This window comes from Sphingobium sp. RSMS (assembly GCF_005406185.4).
Taxonomy (GTDB): domain Bacteria; phylum Pseudomonadota; class Alphaproteobacteria; order Sphingomonadales; family Sphingomonadaceae; genus Sphingobium; species Sphingobium fuliginis.
Genome location: NZ_CM191257.1, coordinates 1,174,361 through 1,193,466, shown reverse-complemented (window position 1 = coordinate 1,193,466; position 19,106 = coordinate 1,174,361). Strand labels below are relative to the sequence as shown.

Sequence of the window (19,106 nt, the reverse complement as noted above, 5' to 3'; positions counted from 1 at the left end):
GCATGGCGCTTTTGCGGAGTATTTGGCGCGGCGGCGATGGCTGCGCACCTTGCGGAAGAAAGGGTCCGCGCTTTTAGATGGCGCATCGAAAAGAGGAGAGCGACATGGGCAGTGCCGGGCAGGAAGAGGCCGCGCGCCGGAACATCATCGACATTACCGACCTGCATCACCCCGTGCTGACCGATGTCCAGAAGCAGGTGATCGCCGGGGCCGAGGCGGCGGCGGACCAGATCGTCCTGAAGCCGGAGGTCATCCTGGCCGCAGCGCAGGCGCAGACCGGGCTGTCGGATTTCGGCGCGGAGGATTTTCGCGAACGGCTGGCCGTCTGGTGCCAGGCGGTGGACGAGGATGCCAACGCCTCTGCGGTCACGCGCGCCAATCTGTTCCAGATGATGATCCGCTTTGCCGCGACGCGCCTGCGAATCGAGGACATAGTGAAGCGCCACCCGGAGATATTGGACATTCAGATCGACCGGCCGATCATCGTCGCGGGCCTTCCCCGATCGGGCACGACGCATCTGCTCGGCCTGCTGTCGGCAGACCGCCGCTTCCGCTCGTTGCCCTGGTGGGAAGCGATCGCGCCGGTTCCCGCCCCGGACGAAACCCCGACGGAAGAGGATAGCAATCCGCGCTGGACCAAGGCCGAACAGGGCTGGCGGATGATGGAATCCATCCTGCCCTATATGGCGATCATGCACGAATTTTCGCCCGATCATATCAGCGAGGATATCGAGCTTCAGGCGGTCGATTTCTCCTCCTATCTGATCGAGTGGCTGGCGCGTGTGCCGCGCTGGCGGGACTATTATCTGAGCCACGACCAGTCGGGCACCTATGCCTATCTGAAGAAGGGCCTCCAGGTCCTGACCTTCCTGAACGGACCGAACCGCTGGGTCATCAAATGCCCCCAGCATATGGAGCAGTTGCCCGCCCTCTATAAGACCTTTCCCGACGCCACCTTCGTCCTGACCCATCGCGATCCGGTCGGGTCGATCCGGTCCCAGCTCACCATGTACAGCTATGCGGCGCGCATGTTCCGCAAGACGATCGATATTCAGGAGCCGCTCGGCTACTGGCCCGACCGCTATGAAAAGCTGCTCCGCGCCTGCGTGCGGGATCGCGACATCCTGCCCCCCGACCAGACGATCGACGTCTATTTTCATGACTGGATCAAAAATCCCGATCCGATTCTGAAAGAGATTTATCGCATTGCCGGCATCCCGCTGACCGATGAGGCTCTGGCCGACCTGCACGACTATCTGGCCGAACATGGCGAGCAGGCCAAGGGCAAGATCGTTTACGATTTGGAGCGCGATTTCCGTGTGACCGGCGAGGAGTTGCGCCGCCCTTTCGCTTTCTATTTCGATCGGTTCCCGGTGCAGGTCGAGGTGAAATAGCCCATCTCACAACCTGCCTTTCGACAGGATGGAAATCCGCGCACCCTGATTAGCAGGGGCATTACTTTCGATTCCACCAGAGGAATGCCATGCCCGAATTGAATGTCATTACCCGTGACGGCGCACAGCAGACGATCAATGCATCCGCCGATACCTCGGTAATGGAAGCCATAAGAGATTCCGGTTTCGATGAGTTGCTGGCGCTGTGTGGCGGCTGCTGTTCCTGCGCGACATGCCATGTCTATGTCGACCCGGCCTTCGCTCAATCCCTGCCCCCGGTATCGGACGACGAAAGCGATCTGCTGGATGGATCGCCGCACCGCAACGACTATTCACGCCTGTCCTGTCAGGTCATGATGACGGAAGCCCTGTCGGGCCTTACGATCACCATCGCTCCTGAAGACTGAGCACAACACCAATCCTGAATGTATGAGAGAGGACTATCGTGGCCTGGAAAGAAGATATTCGTGAACAGCTGGACGTGTCGGATTCGACCGTACTGACCGACAAGCAGAAGCAGATGGTCAAGCATTGGACCGACCTGCAGGAAACCCTGAACGCCGGCGATTTTGACGGCATGGATCGGTTTTTCCATCCCGATTTCCGGTACGGCAACCCCAACCGGCCGGATCTGGGCACCTATGAAGAGTGGAAGACCTCGCCGGTCGCGCTCTACAAGACCTTCTTCCCCGCCGCCTACAAGACCATCGACGCGGTGGGCAAGGGCGACGACGAGATCTGGATCTACGCCACCCACTACTGCAAGCATGTCGGCGGTCCCTATATGGGCGTGCAGCCGACCGGCAACGAGTTTCAGGTTAACTGGTTCTCGATCGTCAAGTTCAAGGACGACAAGATCGTCAGCATCTTCAGCATTTCCGACGTGCTGACCATGCTGAAAGACATCGGCGTGGTGGAAGTCCCCCAGCCGGTCGATCCCTACAAGTAAACGGATGTGCTACTGTTCTTCTTCCGCTCCGGTCAGGCGACCGGCGGAAGGAGGGCAGCGAGCAGGAAGGCGGCCAGCCTGTCCGCATGTTCGGCGGCATGGACATCATCCACTTCCCGCCCAGCCCCCAGCCGTTCCTGCATCGGCACGGCGCAGAAATAATAGCCGACCCCCTGCACCAGCAGCGCCATCAATGCGGCCGTCGACAAGCCATGAACCGGCCGCTGGAGCCGCACCGCGTCGAGCAGGCCGTCGAGCCGTTTCTGGAACGGCAGCACGAAATGTTCGACGATATGATCCAGCCGCCAGGTCGAACGGCAACCTTCCACATTGGTCAGCGACACGATATCGCCATTGTTCGTCGCCCAGAGGCAGAAACGCTGGATCAGATGGCGCAGCCGAACTTCCGGATCGGCCGGTTCGTCAAAGGCGGCTTCGACGAAGGGCGAGGCCTGCGCCATCCGCCAGTCGACCGCGCGTACCCACAAATCTTCCTTCCGGCCAAAACGGACATTCAGGAGATTGTGACTGACCCCCAGCCGCTTCGACAGATCACGCAGCGTCGTACCCTCATAGCCGCGTTCCGCGAAGGTCGCGAAGGCCAGACCCAGTAACTTGTCCTCGTCCACGGCTTGGGCGGCATTGAGCGCGGGGCGACCGCGTGTGCGCTGGGGGCGATCGAGCATCAGCAAATCCATAGCGAAAAGACGTTGACATATAAATTGTCATCCGTCAATTTAATGGAAAGGAGAGTGGATAGCGCTATGAGTCTCGATTCTGATCTTTGGTGGGCTGTCGCACGGTCCGAGGAAGTGACCTCTCAAAAGCCCCTGTCCGTCGACATCGGCGATCAGCCAGTCGTGCTGTGGCGCGACAATCAGGGTATCGCCCGCGCGCTGGAGGATCGCTGCCCGCATCGTCGCGCGCCTCTGTCGCTCGGCTGCATCCGGGACAATGGCCAGATCCAGTGCGGCTATCATGGCTGGAGCTATGACGGCGAGACGGGGCGCCTCAAAGAAATCCCGAACATGAAGGATCAGCAGAAATTCCCGCCGATCTACAAGGCCAATGCCTTTGCGGTGACCGAACAGGCCGGCTTCGTGCGGGTCTGCCTCAATCCCAAGGCGCAGGCACCGCTCAGCGCCGACCCGAAATATACCTATGTCGGCACTGTCAACGTCAGTTGCAGCCATCAGGAATATCTGAACGCTCTCTATGATGACCCCAGCCTGATCCTGTCGATCCGCGGCGTCCGCTTCAGCCCCTATCTGATGTCGGAATTGCACGAGGAAAACGGCCTGCTGGTGATGGAGCGCAACTGCCAATGGCATCCGCTGCACTGGCCGTCCCATTTCGTGGCCGAATTCCCGCTCACCCTGCTGACGCGCACCCATCCGCTGACCGGCGAAACGCAACTGACACTGCGCGACGACCAATTCAACGATCTGCTCCACGCCGTCCTATCGCCCGTGCCCTCGGCGCGGGGGGTGACAGCCGTCCGCTGGCGGGCCGAACTGGGCGTGCGCCGTCCAGGCGTGCGCGGCGCCGTGCTGCGCGGTATCAATCCGCTGTCGGTGCTCGCGTCGGTCGACGGATCGAAATTGCGCGCCACCAAGCCCACCGTCTCGCTGCACGGCGAGGATTTGCGCAAGGTGATGCTGGAAACCACGCCCGCGCCCCACGATCAGACCGTAGCGGCCTGAAGGAGGATTTGAAGATGCTCGAAACCGCCGATCGTCCCGTCTCGCACGACGATATTTCCGCCGCGCCATCGGGTGGCAGCCCGATCGCGCTGAATGCCATCAACCGCTGGGTGCCGCATAATCTGGTGATGCGCGACAGCTGGTTTCCGGTAGCGCATGATTATTCCGTGACCGGCAAGCCCGTCCGTCGCGCCGTCTATTCACACCCCATCTTCCTGTGGCGCGACAATGGCGTCGCCGTGGCGAGCGAGTTCCATCCCAATGAGCGAATCGCCCGCGACAAGAGCGAGTTCACCAACGCCCAGGGCCGCTATCCGGTTATGGAACATTATGGCGTCGTCTGGGTATGGTTCGGCAATCCGCTGGCCGCCGATCCCCGCCATTTGCCCAGCCTGCCCTTCCTCCCGCCCAAGGGGGGGCTGCCGCGCCACATGACCGCGACCGTCCGTTTCGAAAGCTCAGCGCCGATCAGCCTGGAAAATCTGATCGACCTGACCCATGCCGACTTCCTGCACGCCGATGTCGTCGGCGACGAACGGTCGGACAGCGAGACAGTGGAAACCTTCTACGACAGCGAGACCGTCACGATGGTCCGCACCTGCGTCAACAAGTCGGTCGCGCCGGTGATGAAGTTTTTCAGCGGCATCAAGCAGCCGACCCAGAATGTGCGGCAGGTGATCCGCATCTATCTGCGTTCGCACTGCGCCATCGCCTATGGCCGGTTCAGCCCCGGCGACGATGTGCCGCTGTTCCACCCCTGCACGCCTGAAACGCGGGACCGCACGCGGATGGAAATGGTCATGAACACGTCCAACGCGGGACTGATGTTCCGTCATGTCATGCCCAAGGCAGGCTACAAGGTGTCGCGGCAGGACAGCTACATGACGTCCCCGCAAAGCCCGCGCTACATGCGCCATACCGACCGCAAGGACCTGCACAGCAAGTTCGACCAGGCTGGGCAGCGCTATCGCATGGCGATGATGGAGCTTGCGGACCGGCAGGCGAATGGCGATTTCGCCTATCGTGACAATGTCAGCGCCGATTGCAGCGACATCATTGGCCTGCGCAAGGAACTGTTCCAGTTCTGATCTGATCTCTCCCCATGGGCGGACGGCAGCGTCCGCTCTTTTTTCTTTTCGGAGACGCCATGTCCACGCTCGTCAATGCCGTCGGCGGCGAACGCCGCTGGTGGGCCGTCATGCCTACCCTGCCAGCCCCCGCCATGGCGGGTATCGGCCAGCAGATGGAACAGGCGGGTTTCGAGGGCTGCTTTTCGCTGCAGATTTACGGGCCGCCCTTCGTGCCGATGGCCGCCACCGCCGCACTGACAAACAGCCTGAAGGTCGGCACGGGCGTCGCCATCGCGGGAACGCGCAGTCCGGTGGAGACCGCCTATGCGGCGATGGACGTCGATCGCATTTCCAATGGCCGTTTCGTGCTGGGGCTGGGCTCCAGCATCAAGAGCTGCGTCACGGGCATGTATGGGGAGCCGGAACGCAAGCTGCTGTCGCACCTGCGCGAAAGCGTCAAGGTCATCCGCTACGTCATCGCCAACGCGCATAAGGGGCTCGATCCGGTCGCAGGGGAATATTTCTCCGCCGATTTCGAGGAAATGATGCTGACCGCCCCGCCGGTGCGGGAGGAAATCCCGATCTGGATCGCAGCGCTGCAGGACAAGATGACCGCGCTGGCGCTGGAGGTCGGCGACGGCCTGATGGTCCATGCCCTCTGGTCGGCAGCCTATACCAAGAGCCGCCTGCCTTTCATCACCGACACGCTGGCCCAATATGGCCGCAAGCGCGGGGATATCGAAATCAACGCCTGGCCGTGGATCGCGGTCAATGACGACAAGCAGAGGGCGATCGACGACAGCCGCGCCACCGTTGCGGCCTATTCGGGCTACAAGGAATATGAGCCCTTCTTCGAGGCGATCGGCTTCGGCGATCAGGCCCGCGCCTGCCAGCTCAGCCTGGGCGAGCATGGCGATATCGGCAAGGTCATCGGCAATGTTTCCGACGATATGGTCGAAGCCTTCGTGACCTGCGGGCCGGTGGACGAAGTGCTCGAAAAGATCGAGCCGTTCTGGGATGTTGTGGATTCGCTTTGCCCGATGACGCCCTATCGGGACCTGACCATGGAGCAGTTGACCGACTATAATGCGGGCCTGTTCAAGCTGGTGGCGACCGCCCGGACGCGGGCGGGCATGGTTGCCGAACCGGCGTAGCAGCCCACAGCCATCTCAGAAATTGAAACGGCAGAAGCCGGGATCAGGGATAACCCGATCCCGGCTTCTGCCGTTTCGCCTCATTCAAAAAGGGTCAGGCCGGCACCAGTGACTCGGCCATGGCTTTGCCCGCGATGAATCCGGTCACCATGGCCGGGCCGACATTGCAGCCGTGGGCCGGCGACTTGCCGCGCCAAATGGAATTGGCGTCGAGTCCTGCGGCGAACAATCCCTCCACCGGCGCGCCATCGGTGCCGATCACGCGGCACTGCGCGTCGATCTTGAGGCCCACGGTCGTCGACCCGTCGCCCGGATGGATTTTGATGGCATAGAAGGGCGCGGTTTCCACCCGGCCCAGGCACGGGTTGGGCTTGTGCTTGGGATCGCCGATCTCGATGTCGATCTGCGTGTCGCCCTTGCCGAAATCCGGATCCTTGCCGGTCTCGGCATAGCGGTTCATCTTCGCTACCGTCGCCAACAGGCCATCGGCATCGACCCCGATCTTGCCGGCCAGTTCGCGCAGGCTGGGCGCTTCCGTGACATAGCCCGCCGCGATCAGCTTTTTCAGGCCGCCACCGCCGGGATAGACCATGCCCATGCCATATTTCTTGATGAAGGCGGCGTCGCCGATGATGTGGGCGGGCACGGTGCCGCTCTTGTGCATGGCCTCCACGAAATGGACCGAAGCCTCGTTCCCGAACCGCTCGCCCTTGGCATCGACCGCGATGCAGCCGGGCTTCGACATGTCGATCAGATGGGCGTAGCGCGCGACATAGCCGTCTGGCCGCGTCATCTTCGACACGACGGCCCAGACGGCATTGACCAGATTGTCGCCGTCCAGCGAAGCCCCGGCCTCCAGCCCCATATTCATCCCGTCGCCGGTATTTTCATAGGGGAGGATCGAGACATGCTCCTCGGCATATGGAATATACGCCTTGCGCAACTGCTCGCTGGCCGAAAAACCGCCGGACGCCAGAAGAACACCCACCCTTGCGTCAATTTCCTCACCATTGACGCGCACGCCGGTCACCCGGCCGGCCTTCACCAGCAGCCGGTCGACGGCCGCATCCTTGCGGAGCGTGACGCCGGCATCGATCGCCGACCGGATCAGCCGCGCCGCCAGCGCATTGCCCATGGTCAGCCGCGTGCCGCGCGGATAGCGACGAACCTTATCCAGGCCGAATTTCGCGGCCAGCTTGCCGAAATGGAACAGCGACTTGGGTGAGGGCATTTCGGCCAGATAGGGGAGATCGAACAGATCGATCATGAAGCCGCCCGGCGCGTTGAACTCTTCGCGCGCTGGACGAAGATCGGCGAAATGATCGCCCAGCTTCTTGCCGTCATATTCCTGCGGCGAAAGCAGGCGGCCATGATCGGCCGCGCCGGGGACTTCCGGATACCAGTCGCTGCTGGGCGGCGAGAGCAGGAAATGCACCTGGCTGTTCTGGTCCAGCCATTCCACCATCTCCGGACCGGCATCGAGATAAGCGTCGATCAGCGCGGGATCGGCCGTCGGTCCGATGACGTCCAGCACATATTGGCGCGCCACGGCGCGACTGTCTTGGACACCGGCCGCCCTGGCCTGCGGGCTGTCGGGGATCCAGATGCCGCCGCCCGAAACCGATGTCGTACCGCCGAAATGTTCGGCCTTTTCCAGCACGAGAACCGACAGCCCGGCAGACGCGGCCCTGATCGCCGCCGTCATCCCGGCCGCGCCCGATCCGACCACCACAACATCATATTGGACCATCACGTCCTCCCGATCCTTCTTTCGATATCCTGGGGGAAAAAGCGCAGCCGTCCGCGACTTTCCCCCGGCAGGTTTCAGATTTTGGGCATGATTTCCTCGGCCACCCACTGGAGCCGATCGAGATATTCGGTCAGCCCGGATATCCCCGGCGGCAGCGGAACGATGGTTTCATTGACCCCCAACTCCTTCAGCCAGCCCACCTGATCGATGACCTTTTGCGCATCCCGCGTTCCGGGCGCGCGCGGGTCGTCCATGATCTCATGATGGGCGCCGACATTGAGCATTTCCAGCGCAAAGAACAGGTCGATCGGCCGCCCGTCATATTCCGGCTGCGAACGGATGAAATCGAGGCATTCGGGGAATTTTTCCGGTGGAGTGCGGAAGGGCGACCAGCCATCGCCGAATTTCGCAACCCGCCTGAGCACCGGTTCGGCGTCGCCCCCAAGCCAGATCGGCAAGCGCGGCTGCTGCACCGGCTTGGGCGCGAAACCGACATTCCTGAACTGAACGAATTCGCCTTCGAATTCGGGCTTTTCCGACGTCCACAATTCGATGATCGCGGCGATATACTCATCGGCCATGCGTCCGCGCTGGTGGAAATCGACATTCAGCATGTCGAACTCTTCCTTCAGCCAGCCGACCCCGAACAGGGCCGTGGCCCGTCCGCCGCTCAGCCAGTCGAGGGTCGACCAGGCCTTGGCCTGGACGATCGGACTCTGCAGCGGCAGGATCGACACCGAAGAACTTAATTTCATCGTCTTGGTGCGGCCGGCCAGAAAGGAGAGGGCAACCGTGCCATGGACATAATGGTCGCCCGACAGGCCAATATGCTCCTGCGGAATGATGAAATGTTCACCCAACATGCACTTGTTGAAGCCCAGTCGATCGGCCGTCGCCATCGCCTGTCCGATGTCGTCCCCGGTCAGGCTATATTCCCAAGCTTGCGTCATAGCCGCGACATGCATGCTGTTGGGCACGCCCACGTTCAGTTTCATCGACCGATCCTCCCTGATTTCCAGATTGGCTGGCAGAATGGCCGGGATCGTTTCGACCACACCTTCCCTTGGGAAGGATAGCGCAGGTCAAGATTTCAGTCTTGCCCTGCCCAAAACATATTATGAAGCGCGCGCCCTCCAACTCTGGATTAAGGCCTCTGCCGCTGTCGGGCAACCAATGCGACGGCCATTCGGATACTTCCGTCGGCGCAAGAAGATATAAGGAATTGATCGCATTCACATCGGACAGACAGGTCATGCCTCGCGCGGCCATCGCCGACGCCACCGCCATGCGAATCTTGTCACCCTGGGTCGTCATCAGGGTCGTGCAACGCCCAACGACGATGTCCGGGGGCTCGCAACGGTCTCCGCCATCGATCAAGATGGCGGTTATCAGCCCGCATAATGCCGTGCGATGCTATCATTATCGACCGCCATGCTCAATTCCTGCATCAGCTTGGCGGTTGGGCCCTTGACCGCCGTGCCGCCAACGAGCGGAGACACGGCGATGAGGGGTGCCTTCGTCTGTTTGATCGCCGAGCCTATGCCGGGCACCGCGAGCAACGGATCGATACTGAGAAATGGGTTGGATGGAGCGAACAATATCGCGTCGGCCGACTCGATAGCATCAAAGACGCCGGGGGCTGGAACGGCGTGCGTCGCGCCCTCGAACATGATGTGCCGCACGGCCGGCGCGCAACGCTGTTCGACGAAATAGCGTTGAAACTCCAGCCGTCCCTGGGCCGTATCCAATATCGTGGCTACCGCCTGGTCGCTCATGGGCAGTATCCGAGTGGCGATGCCCCATTGGTCGGCAAATCGCGCCGTGATCTGCGACAGACATCGCCCTCCGCGTCACGGCATGGGTCCGCGCCACATGGAGCGCCAAGTCGCCGTCGCCGAGCTGAAACCAGTCCTCCCCGCCTAATTCGCGAAGGGCCGCCATGAAGCTCCAGCTTTCGCCTTATCCAGCACCAGTTGCGCCAACCGCGCATCCTTGCGCGTGATATTGGCCAGGCGCCGCGCCTCTTCACGGGCTCTACGTCAGCCAGGGACATAAACCGCCCTATGCCTTGGACACGATCTTTTGCGTCACGACCAGGAGGTCGCCGGCGCGGGGTTCGACACGGCACCGGTCCAACGCCACATGCAGGATGTCCGCCAGATCATCGCCCGGTTTGACCTTCCCAATTCCGGTCAACGGTACGATTTCGATCATCGAATACACCTCAAGCCTCGGGCGGGATCAAATCTCCTGTGATACGGATGCCCGCGCCGTCAACCTTATAGGTCTTGTTCATGAAAATGAGGATCGACGTGAGTGCTTCAGCGGCCGCCGAGTTTACAAGCGCGCCGCCGTGGAGTCCCCTCAATCCCATGGCATCGGCCAGCGCCACGATGCGACTCCGGGCATCCTTGTCGTCGCCGAAGACCAGCACGTCGCAGCCGACATCGATGTCTTTGGCCAGCTTGTGCGCGGCGACATTGTGGAACGCGGACACGAGTGTCACGCCCTCTCCCAGCACCGCCTGCGCCTTTTGGGCGGCGGAGCCTTCATCGGGCAACTGGACCCGCATCACCTTGGGCGGAACGAGGGGAACGGTCGTATCCACGACCAACTTGCCAACGACATGCGGTGCGATGTCGCGAAGCGTCGCCTCCTGCGCGCCAAAGGGCACCGTCACGATGATGATGTCCGCATTCGCGACGACATCCACATTGGCGCCAGCCCGCAGGCCATGCCCCAATTCCGCGGCGGCCTTTTCCGCGCTTTCGGCGTTGCGCGATCCGATCGTCACGGGATAGCCGGCACGCGCCAGCCGCCAGGCGATCGCAGCGCCCAGATTACCGGTGCCGCCGACGACGGCAATGGCGGGAAGAGTCATATATTGTCCTTCAATGGAACTGGCGAACGATGTGGCAGATCGTTCACGATGGTTCAGCCAAGACGGCGCGACGAGGTCGCACCGGCTCGTAAAGCGTGGTGCGTTGGCGCACAGGTCGCCCGACAGATGCCGCCAGGGCCTGCATTTCCCTGGGGCCGAATTCCTGCCCGTTGACGCCGCCGGCAGCCCTGGTGATCGATTCATCCATCAGCGTACCGCCCATGTCATTGGCGCCCGCCTTCAGAATCGCCGCGGCTCCCTCCGGCCCCATCTTCACCCAGGACACCTGGATATTGGGGATCACCGGATGCAGCACGATGCGCGCCACGGCGTGCATCAGCACCGCTTCGCGATAGCTCGGCCCCGATCGCGCCAGCCCTTTGCGCCATATCGGCGATTCCATATGGACGAAGGGCAGCGGCACGAATTCGGTGAAGCCGCCCGTCTCCTCCTGCAATCCGCGAATGCGCAGCAGATGGCGCGCCCAATGCTTATATTCCTCGACATGGCCGAACATGATCGTGGCCGTGCTGCGCAGGCCCACCCCATGGGCCACGCGCATCACCTCGATCCATTCGTCCGCTGTCACCTTGTCCGGGCAGATGATATCGCGAACTTCGGGGTCCAGTATCTCCGCCGCCGTACCGGGCAGCGTGGACAGCCCCGCTTCCTTAAGCCGCGCCAGATAATCCTCCAGCGGCAGGCCGAGCGTGCGGGCGCCATGCGTCACTTCGAGCGGCGAAAAGGCATGGATATGGATATCCGGCGCGGCCTCGCGCACCGTCTTGAGGACATTGAGATAGGTATGCCCGTCATAATCGGGATGAATCCCGCCCTGCAGGCAGACTTCGGTCGCACCGCGATCCCAGGCTTCGGCCGCACGGCGTCCGACCTCTTCCATATCGAGCCTGTAGGCCGGACCGCGCATGGCCTTGGTGCTGCCCTTGGAAAAGGCGCAGAAGCCGCATTTATAGAGGCAGATATTGGTATAGTTGATGTTGCGGTTGACCGCATAGGTCAGCGTGTCGCCCACGGCCTGCCGCCGCAACCGGTCGGCCCGGTCGACGATGGCGGCGAAATCATCCTGTTCGGCATCGAACAGGGTCACAATGTCCGATTCGCTCAGCCGTTCACCCTCCTCCGCAGCGTCAAGGATGGACAGGATCGATCGGGAGGCGAGAACCGGCTCCATCACCATGATGTCGGGCGCGGGATCGCCATGTCCCGCGGACCATTCGTCCACCTTGGGCAAGCCCCGCCCGTCGATGGCGCGCAGGATCTGGGTGGCGATGGCTGGCGCAGCCCAATTCCGCGCGGCAAGGGCATGACGCGGGCCGATGGCGAGCCGCTGCATCAATATGTGGCCTGCGGCTTTGGTAGCGTCCTCCAATATCTCCAGATGCGGCCAGGGCGCCTCCGGGTTCACATGATCGGGCGTCACGGGGGACACCCCGCCCCAGTCATTGACGCCGGCCCGGATCAGCGGCGTCAGATCGACGCGATCGTGGAGATTGGGCGGCGCCTGGATCGTCATCTCAGGCCCCAGGATGATCCGCGCGGCGGCGATGGCCCAGAGATGATCGTCGAGCGACGGTTCGGCATGATCCGCCATGCGCGTTCCCGGCTTTGCCCGGAAATTCTGGATGATGACTTCCTGAATATGCCCGTAGCGGCGATGCAGATCGCGAATGGCGACCAGCGCCTCCACCTGATCGTCGCGGGTTTCGCCGATACCGATCAGCAGGCCGGTCGTGAACGGCACGCGCGCGCGTCCCGCATCTTCGATGGCAGCCAATCGCAGGGCCGGTTGCTTGTCGGGCGAGCCGAAATGCGGGGCGCCGCGCACGCACAAACGATTCGAGCTGCTTTCCAGCATGATTCCCATGGAGGCGGCATGAGGCCGTAACTGCGCATAGTCCTCGCTGTTCATCAGACCGGGATTGAGATGCGGCAGCAAGCCCGTCTCGCGGAACACCAGTTCCGCCATTTCGGCCAGATAGGACAGGGTCGAGTCATGCCCAAGCCCCGCGAGCGCTTCGCGCGCAGCGGCATAGCGGGCCTCCGGCCGATCGCCGAGCGTGAAGAGGGCTTCCCGGCAACCGGCGCCCGCGCCCGCGCGGGCGATGGCCAGAACCTCGTCTCTGCCAAGATAGGCATCACCCGCGCGGGCCGGCGTGGTGGCGAAGGTGCAATAGTGGCACACGTCGCGGCACAATTTGGTGAGGGGAATGAAAACCTTGCGGGAATAGGTCACGCGATGGCCATGCGCCGCCACCGTCATCGCCTCCGCCGTCGCCATCATGTCGTCAAGCGACCGGGATCGCAGCACCGTCGCTATGCCCGCCGCTTCGTCTTCGCTGAGATGCAGTAGATCCAGTGTCACATCATACTCCGCGCTTGGGCAAGCCCGCGAATGGTTTCTAGCGGCGCGGCGTGCCCGGGCAAGGCCGCGATGAAGGTCGAGACGCCCATCGCCTCCATGCGCCGCAACATGTCCACCGCCGCATCGACCGGTCCCGCCAGCGTATCGAAGTCCGCCAGAAACTCGGTCAAACCCAATTCCTCCATCAGGGCCACATTCCTGCCGCCCACGACCACATGCTCGGTCGGATCATAGCGCGCGTGCAAGGCGTCGATCTTGCCGCGAAACTGCGTCGGGACACGCGCCAGGGTTTCGGGCGTGCGGAAGGCCATGCCGTTGACGACGATGAACGCCTTGAGATCGTCTATGGCCTCGGCCCGGGTGGGGCGGATCGAGGCGAAGGAAACGACCCAGATATCGATCGACAGGGGATCGCGGCCCGCCGCCTGCGCCGCGGCCCGGACGGTGTCGATCCGGTCCTTCAGCGCGTCGAGATGGCGTTCGCCCGCGAACAATATGACGCCGTCGGCCTGTTCGCCCGCCAGCGCCAGCGCCTTGGGACCGAAAGCGGAATAATAGATCGGAATCGGGCGGGCGAAACGAAGCGGCGTGATCTGCGCGCCGTTCATCTGCGTCGGCCGTCCGGCGAACAGGTCCCGCAACACAGCCAGTTCCGTGCGGATCTCTCGCTGCGTCGCGGGCGACCGGCCGATCGCCATGACCGTGCTACCGCCAGTCGCCAGGCCTAGCGCCACGCGCCCGCCAGAGAGATCGTCGATAGTGCTGAGGGCGGAGGCCGTCACCAGCGGATGCCGCATGAAAGGCGAGGTAACCAGCGGCGCCAAAGTCGCCTTCGGCGCGTCAAGCGCAGCGAGCGTCAGCGACACATAGAGTTCGTGCCAACCCGCCGGCGAATCGCCCACGCTGATCAGCTCAAAACCGAGATCGGCGGCAAGACGGACCTCTTCGCGAAATCCGTCCAGCCGGTCCCCCCACATGCTGCATATGCCCAGCTTCATGGTCATCCTCTCCGGAACTTCCTACGCCCTGCCGTCTCGCTGCAAACCTGTCCTTGTAGAGGGGGGAGGCGGCCAGGTCGCTCACCCCTCCCCTCTCACGGGCGCGTCAGAACGTATATTTGGCCGTGATGCCCCACGTCCGCGGATCGCCGGCATAGACCGAACTGGTTGGGAAGGACGGCAGAAGAACGCTGGAAGCCGAGAAATATTTCTCGTTGAAGAGGTTCTTCACATAAATGCCCAGATCAAGGCCCGTGCCGCCTATTCCACGCCAGTCCAGACGCGCGTTGGCGAGTTGGTAACCCGGCAGCTTTTCGCCATTCTGACCGCCAAAATCGTCGGTCATGAACAGGTCGGCGTTGACCACCACATCGCCGTCAGCCGGGCGAATCGGCAGGGTCCAGCTCACGCTGGCCGTGCCGGAGAAACTGGGCGAATATTTGTTGATCTGGCCCTCGCCCAGCACGATGGTCGAAGGCAGTCCTGCGGGAACGGTCAGGCTTTCCACCTTCACATTGGTATAGGCGGCATTGAAACCGACGGTGAGGCTGCGCACGGGGCTGATGGACGCCTCCAGTTCGACGCCCCAGATCCGCAGATCGGCGACATTGGCGGCCAGGGAGCCGTTGGTCGGCGAATCCGGCGCGCCGTTCGGGACAGTCGTCTGCGTATTCAGGAACTGAAGCGCATTCTTATATTTGCTGTAATAGGCGGCCAGATTCAGGCGCCCACGTGCGGACCCGACATGATAGTCATATTTGGAGCCGATCTCCACGTCGGTGATTGTTTCCTCCCCCGTCTTCTGGAAGGGACGAAGGTCTGCGCAGACGCCTCCGGTCGCCACGCAGGCCGGATTCGTGCCGCCCGTGGTAAAGGGCGTTTCGAACAGCGGCGTGTTCACATTGACGCCCCGATAGCCCCGCCGCGACACGATATAGAGTAGCCAGTCCGGGGTCGCCTTATAGTCGAGGCCGATGGTCCAGCTCGGCTCCTCGCCCTTGTTGGATACGGTGCCGACGCCGTCGGCCAGACCCAGGGCGGCCGTGCTGAGGCAGGTGGATTCGTCGACATAGGTCGTGCCGATGGTGCCGCCGCAGGCCGACACCTTGTCCCAGCTGTAGCGCGCGCCGAGATTGAGCTTCAGCTTGTCGGTGAATTCATACCCGATCTGACCATAGACCGCCCAGTTCTTGTTGCGGACGTGGGCTGTCACCGCAGGCGCCGGGACTCCGCCCACCGAAAATGCCGTGAACTGCGATCCACTGGGGCCGTCGGGCTTATCATTATTATAGAAGGCGCCGACGATGAAGTTGAACGAGCCAAAATCGCCCAGCAACTGGGTTTCATTCGTCAGATATTGCCGATCCAGCACGGAAGACGCCGTGAACAGGGTAAACGGCACGGCCGAGGGCGCGGGAGATGGCAGACCCGTGGGAATTTGCAGTTGCGGCAGCCCGCCGGTGTTGATCAACTGATAGCTGTAATTCTTCCGGTAGCCGAAAATGTTGCGTAGCGTCAGATCGCCGAAGCTGAAGGAGGTATCATTGGTGATCGACGTGGTCTTGCGATAGGCCGCGCCGCCGTTGATGCCGCCGTCGAACGACCCGCGGCGATTGGCTTTCTGTGCCTGCAAAGCCGCCTGCACCTGTGGTTCGACGACGCCCAGACCCAGCACCGCAAAGGGGAAATTCTCGCGCAGCAAATAGAGACCGCCAGCGAGTTCGTCGCCTTTGAAATATTCATAGATGGTGGTGCTCTTGAGGCCCTCGAACGGCTCGACCAGCAGCGAGAGACGGTAGGCGTCCTGATGGATATTGTCGAATCCCGGACCGCCGTCGAAGGCGATCGTTCGGGGGTCCTGACGACGGATCTGGCCTGCAGCGCGGAAAGCGACCTTGTCCTCGATGATCGGGATATTCACCGCGCCTTCCAGTTCGCGATAATCGAAGCGTCCATAGGTGCCCTCAACATAGCCTTCGAAGGCGTAGCTCGGCTTCTGGCTGCCGATCACGACCGCGCCGCCCAAAGTGTTGCGGCCGAACAGCGTGCCCTGCGGCCCCTTGAGCACCTGAATGCTGCCAATGTCATAGGTCGGGACGTTCGAGCCGACCGACGGCAAAGGGGTGTCGTTGAGATAGATGACGACGCCGGGCGTCACCTCGCCCAGGGGCAACTGGCCGATGCCGCGCAGGGTCAGCGCGACATTGTCCTTGCCCCCTTCGGACGAGAAGGTGAAGCCGGGCGCGATCGTCTTGACGTCGCTTACCGTCTGGACGGTGCTGCGTTCCAGCGCCTCTGATGAAAAAGCGGAAATGGAAACCGAAACGTCCTGCAGTCGTTCTTCCCGGCGGCGAGCCGTGACAACTATGTCACCGGCATTCGCACCATCCGCCTGCGGCGCGGCCGAAGCGACGGACTGCGCCCATGAGGGAAATGCCACCGCTGCGGCGCTCGCAACCAATGCCAACTTCAGTGCGGTCAATCGCATAAAAATCCTCCCATTTAACCAATTTTTCGGTGCGACCTGCGCGTAACGCAGGCCTGATCGCGTGTGGCAAAATCGACATTGGTCGCGATTTACCACCTATCGCTGGACAGGATTTATATGGATCAGACATAATTGGTCTCGATGTGGCATTTGCGCCGCAGCGGCGCGACAAGCCGCCGCGCACCGGTCTTGCCGTTCGACACGGCAAGCGACCCGGCGAACGCCCCGCCCTGATCCAAGCAAGTTTCCTACGGAGGTGAATGCCGCTGTCCTGGCGCGATCCGCGCCTTAAGACCAAGCCGCGATCAGGTCCGCGGCGGGCGCGACGGACGGCTCGCCAATGACACCCGCGTCGAGGGACAAGCGGGGCGCCGGCGATGGCTGGACCACTCCATGACGCCGTACGAAAGTCCCCCGCGCTTCATTATGCGCGTGCCGGGGCGCTTCCTCCATTGACAGAACCGGCGTCACGCAAGCGTCGCTCGCAGCAAACAGAGCGGCCCACTCATCCCGGCTCCTGGTCAGAAATGCCGCGGCAAATTCAACCTGCATCGCGGACCAGCCTTCACGGTCGTTCTGGTCATAACATTTGTCGGAGAGACCCAATCCGTCCACCATCTGGGCAAAGAATTTCGGTTCCAGACATCCCACCGCGACATGCCGTCCGTCCGCGCATTCATAACAGCGGTAGAAGGGTGCCGCACCGTCCAGCAGATTGGAGCCGGGCGCATCTTCCCACAAACCCTTGGGCTGCCATGCGTAGAACAGGCTCATCAACGACGCGACGCCGTCCGTGATACAGGCGTCGACGACCTGCCCCCGGCCCGTCCGTTGCGCCGCCAGCAATGCGCTCAACAGACCGAAGATCAGGAACATGGCGCCACCGCCATAATCGCCCACCAAATTGAGCGGCACTGGCGGCGTACCCTGTCGCTCTCCCATCGCGTGGAGCGCGCCGGTGATCGACAGATAATTGATGTCATGGCCCGCCCGCAGCGCAAGCGGCCCGGACTGGCCCCAGCCTGTCATTCGTCCGAACACGAACCGCGGATTGCGCGCCAGGCAGACATCGGGACCGACGCCGAGGCGTTCCATGACGCCGGGCCTGTATCCCTCGATCAGCCCGTCCGCCCGCTCGATCAATCAATGCGAGCAACTGTTCGCGATCCGCGTTCTGCTTGAGATCCAGATAGGTCACGACCCGGCTGCGGTGCAGGATGTCCCCACCGACATCATCCCAATCTCCCGCCGCGGCCGATGGCGGCCGGGCGATGCGGACGATCTCGGCGCCCATATCGGCCAACAGCATCGCCGCGAGCGGTACGGGGCCGATCGCGTCGATCTCCAGCAGGCGAATACCGGCCAGCGGCCCGCTTTTTTCCGTCATCAGATATTCGTCCGGTCCGCGCCCTTGAGGTCCAGCATGGCGCGCGCCTCATCGGGCGTGGCGATTTCAAGACCCATGCCTTCAACGATCTGCCGCGCAGTCTTCACCTGCTCCGCATTGGTCTCGGCGAGCCTACCCGGGCCGCCCCACAGCGAATCCTCCAGACCGATACGGACATTACCACCCATGGATGCCGCCATCGCGACAATGCTCATCTGGCGCGCGCCGGCCCCCAGCACGGACCATTCATATTGATCGCCGAACAGCCGGTCGGCCGTCCGCTTCATATGCATGATATCGTCGGGGTGGCTGCCGATGCCGCCCAATATGCCGAAGCAGGTCTGGATGAACAACGGCGCCTTGACGAGGCCGCGATCGAGAAAATATTTCAGATTATAGAGATGGCTGGTGTCATAGCATTCGAATTCGAAGCGCGTGCCCAGCGGCGACAAGGTGGTCAGTAGATGTTCGATGTCGGCATAGGTGTTCTTGAACACCAGGTCGCGCGATGCTTCGAGCGCGGCGGGTTCCCAGTCATGCTTGAACGACTTGTAGCGATCCAGCATCGGGAACAGACCAAAGCCCATAGTCCCCATATTGAGGCTGGCCACTTCCGGCGCGAAAGTCTGGGCGGGACGAATCCGTTCCTGCACCGTCATGGAGGGGTGCCCGCCCGTAGTCAGGTTCAATACGGCGTCGGTACGCTGCCTGATGACCTTAAGGAAAGGTTCGAACAGGTCGGGATTCTGGTCCGGGCGCCCATCGACGGGATTGCGCGCATGGAGATGGATGATAGCGGCGCCCGCCTCCGCCGCGCCGACCGCCGATGCCGCAATCTCCTCCGCCGTCACGGGCAGATAGGGCGACATCGAGGGCGTGTGGATTGCGCCTGTAATCGCGCAGCTGATGATGACCTTGCGTTTTGCCATGATATTTCCTTTCGCGCAGA

At 62.3% G+C, this 19,106-nt stretch carries 16 protein-coding genes and 1 pseudogene; 6 read left to right on the top strand and 11 right to left on the bottom strand.

The window, feature by feature from the left end:
• Positions 1–104 precede the first annotated feature (104 nt).
• The 3 genes from EGM87_RS05560 to EGM87_RS05550 all read left to right on the top strand — a co-directional run bounded on the left by EGM87_RS05560 (position 105) and on the right by EGM87_RS05550 (position 2,343).
• Positions 105–1,394 (top strand): sulfotransferase family protein, encoded by a 1,290-nt coding sequence (locus EGM87_RS05560; RefSeq protein ID WP_044662280.1) that lies wholly within the window; start codon positions 105–107, stop codon positions 1,392–1,394.
• A gap of 89 nt (positions 1,395–1,483) precedes the next feature.
• A complete protein-coding gene (locus EGM87_RS05555; RefSeq protein ID WP_044662279.1) occupies positions 1,484–1,801 on the top strand; it encodes a 2Fe-2S iron-sulfur cluster-binding protein in 318 nt (105 codons plus the stop codon).
• Between the two features lie 38 nt (positions 1,802–1,839).
• Positions 1,840–2,343 carry an ester cyclase gene (locus tag EGM87_RS05550; RefSeq protein WP_009823722.1) on the top strand — a complete coding sequence of 168 codons (504 nt, stop codon included), beginning with the start codon at positions 1,840–1,842 and terminating at the stop codon, positions 2,341–2,343.
• 32 nt (positions 2,344–2,375) lie between these two features.
• On the opposite strand, the gene EGM87_RS05545 is transcribed toward EGM87_RS05550, so the two are convergent.
• The gene (locus EGM87_RS05545; RefSeq protein ID WP_235600748.1) at positions 2,376–3,029 is read right to left on the bottom strand and encodes a TetR/AcrR family transcriptional regulator; all 654 of its coding nucleotides are present in this window, start codon (positions 3,027–3,029) and stop codon (positions 2,376–2,378) included.
• A 78-nt stretch (positions 3,030–3,107) separates the two neighbouring features.
• Between EGM87_RS05545 and EGM87_RS05540 the strand changes: the two genes are divergently transcribed.
• From EGM87_RS05540 to EGM87_RS05530, 3 genes are read left to right on the top strand one after another with little or no spacing between them, the layout of a single operon-like run.
• Positions 3,108–4,046 carry a Rieske 2Fe-2S domain-containing protein gene (locus EGM87_RS05540; protein ID WP_044662277.1) on the top strand — a complete coding sequence of 313 codons (939 nt, stop codon included), beginning with the start codon at positions 3,108–3,110 and terminating at the stop codon, positions 4,044–4,046.
• A gap of 14 nt (positions 4,047–4,060) precedes the next feature.
• Positions 4,061–5,134 (top strand): aromatic ring-hydroxylating oxygenase subunit alpha, encoded by a 1,074-nt coding sequence (locus tag EGM87_RS05535; RefSeq protein ID WP_044662276.1) that lies wholly within the window; start codon positions 4,061–4,063, stop codon positions 5,132–5,134.
• Positions 5,135–5,193: 59 nt separating this feature from the next.
• A complete protein-coding gene (locus tag EGM87_RS05530; protein ID WP_044663146.1) occupies positions 5,194–6,270 on the top strand; it encodes an LLM class flavin-dependent oxidoreductase in 1,077 nt (358 codons plus the stop codon).
• A 94-nt stretch (positions 6,271–6,364) separates the two neighbouring features.
• Here the strand turns inward: EGM87_RS05530 and EGM87_RS05525 are convergent, their stop codons facing one another.
• The 10 genes and pseudogenes from EGM87_RS05525 to kce all read right to left on the bottom strand — a co-directional run bounded on the left by EGM87_RS05525 (position 6,365) and on the right by kce (position 19,086).
• Entirely contained in the window at positions 6,365–8,020 is a 1,656-nt protein-coding gene (locus EGM87_RS05525; protein ID WP_044662275.1) for an FAD-dependent oxidoreductase, read from the bottom strand.
• Between the two features lie 74 nt (positions 8,021–8,094).
• Complete coding sequence (locus EGM87_RS05520) at positions 8,095–9,015, bottom strand: TIGR03619 family F420-dependent LLM class oxidoreductase (protein WP_044662274.1); 921 nt, start codon at positions 9,013–9,015, stop codon at positions 8,095–8,097.
• A 393-nt stretch (positions 9,016–9,408) separates the two neighbouring features.
• A complete protein-coding gene (locus tag EGM87_RS05515) occupies positions 9,409–9,795 on the bottom strand; it encodes a 2-phospho-L-lactate transferase CofD family protein (RefSeq protein WP_235600747.1) in 387 nt (128 codons plus the stop codon).
• Positions 9,796–10,081: 286 nt separating this feature from the next.
• Complete coding sequence (locus EGM87_RS05510; RefSeq protein ID WP_235600746.1) at positions 10,082–10,234, bottom strand: coenzyme F420-0:L-glutamate ligase; 153 nt, start codon at positions 10,232–10,234, stop codon at positions 10,082–10,084.
• Between the two features lie 10 nt (positions 10,235–10,244).
• Complete coding sequence (gene npdG / locus EGM87_RS05505) at positions 10,245–10,901, bottom strand: NADPH-dependent F420 reductase (RefSeq protein ID WP_044662273.1); 657 nt, start codon at positions 10,899–10,901, stop codon at positions 10,245–10,247.
• Positions 10,902–10,944: 43 nt separating this feature from the next.
• The gene (gene cofH / locus EGM87_RS05500; protein WP_044662272.1) at positions 10,945–13,284 is read right to left on the bottom strand and encodes a 5-amino-6-(D-ribitylamino)uracil--L-tyrosine 4-hydroxyphenyl transferase CofH; all 2,340 of its coding nucleotides are present in this window, start codon (positions 13,282–13,284) and stop codon (positions 10,945–10,947) included.
• Positions 13,281–14,288: an LLM class flavin-dependent oxidoreductase gene (locus EGM87_RS05495; RefSeq protein ID WP_044662271.1), complete on the bottom strand. Its 1,008-nt coding sequence runs from the start codon at positions 14,286–14,288 to the stop codon at positions 13,281–13,283. The genes cofH and EGM87_RS05495 overlap by 4 nt, the downstream gene beginning before the upstream one ends.
• A gap of 100 nt (positions 14,289–14,388) precedes the next feature.
• Positions 14,389–16,770, bottom strand: a complete 2,382-nt coding sequence (locus EGM87_RS05490; protein WP_044662270.1) for a TonB-dependent receptor — start codon at positions 16,768–16,770, stop codon at positions 14,389–14,391.
• Between the two features lie 288 nt (positions 16,771–17,058).
• A pseudogene (locus tag EGM87_RS05485) lies at positions 17,059–18,157 on the bottom strand (CaiB/BaiF CoA transferase family protein).
• Entirely contained in the window at positions 18,157–19,086 is a 930-nt protein-coding gene (gene kce, locus EGM87_RS05480; protein WP_044662268.1) for a 3,5-dioxohexanoate:acetyl-CoA acetone transferase, read from the bottom strand. The pseudogene EGM87_RS05485 and the gene kce overlap by 1 nt, the downstream one beginning before the upstream one ends.
• Between the last annotated feature and the right edge of the window lie 20 nt (positions 19,087–19,106).

Bases quoted from the DNA above. Each gene is read 5' to 3' on its own strand.
- EGM87_RS05560 (WP_044662280.1), top strand. From the start codon at position 105: ATGGGCAGTGCCGGGCAGGAAGAGGCCGCGCGCCGGAACATCATCGAC.
- EGM87_RS05555 (WP_044662279.1), top strand. From the start codon at position 1,484: ATGCCCGAATTGAATGTCATTACCCGTGACGGCGCACAGCAGACGATC.
- EGM87_RS05545 (WP_235600748.1), bottom strand. From the start codon at position 3,029: ATGCTCGATCGCCCCCAGCGCACACGCGGTCGCCCCGCGCTCAATGCC.
- EGM87_RS05540 (WP_044662277.1), top strand. From the start codon at position 3,108: ATGAGTCTCGATTCTGATCTTTGGTGGGCTGTCGCACGGTCCGAGGAA.
- EGM87_RS05535 (WP_044662276.1), top strand. From the start codon at position 4,061: ATGCTCGAAACCGCCGATCGTCCCGTCTCGCACGACGATATTTCCGCC.
- EGM87_RS05530 (WP_044663146.1), top strand. From the start codon at position 5,194: ATGTCCACGCTCGTCAATGCCGTCGGCGGCGAACGCCGCTGGTGGGCC.
- EGM87_RS05525 (WP_044662275.1), bottom strand. From the start codon at position 8,020: ATGGTCCAATATGATGTTGTGGTGGTCGGATCGGGCGCGGCCGGGATG.
- EGM87_RS05520 (WP_044662274.1), bottom strand. From the start codon at position 9,015: ATGAAACTGAACGTGGGCGTGCCCAACAGCATGCATGTCGCGGCTATG.
- EGM87_RS05515 (WP_235600747.1), bottom strand. From the start codon at position 9,795: ATGAGCGACCAGGCGGTAGCCACGATATTGGATACGGCCCAGGGACGG.
- EGM87_RS05510 (WP_235600746.1), bottom strand. From the start codon at position 10,234: ATGATCGAAATCGTACCGTTGACCGGAATTGGGAAGGTCAAACCGGGC.
- npdG (WP_044662273.1), bottom strand. From the start codon at position 10,901: ATGACTCTTCCCGCCATTGCCGTCGTCGGCGGCACCGGTAATCTGGGC.
- EGM87_RS05495 (WP_044662271.1), bottom strand. From the start codon at position 14,288: ATGACCATGAAGCTGGGCATATGCAGCATGTGGGGGGACCGGCTGGAC.
- EGM87_RS05490 (WP_044662270.1), bottom strand. From the start codon at position 16,770: ATGCGATTGACCGCACTGAAGTTGGCATTGGTTGCGAGCGCCGCAGCG.
- kce (WP_044662268.1), bottom strand. From the start codon at position 19,086: ATGGCAAAACGCAAGGTCATCATCAGCTGCGCGATTACAGGCGCAATC.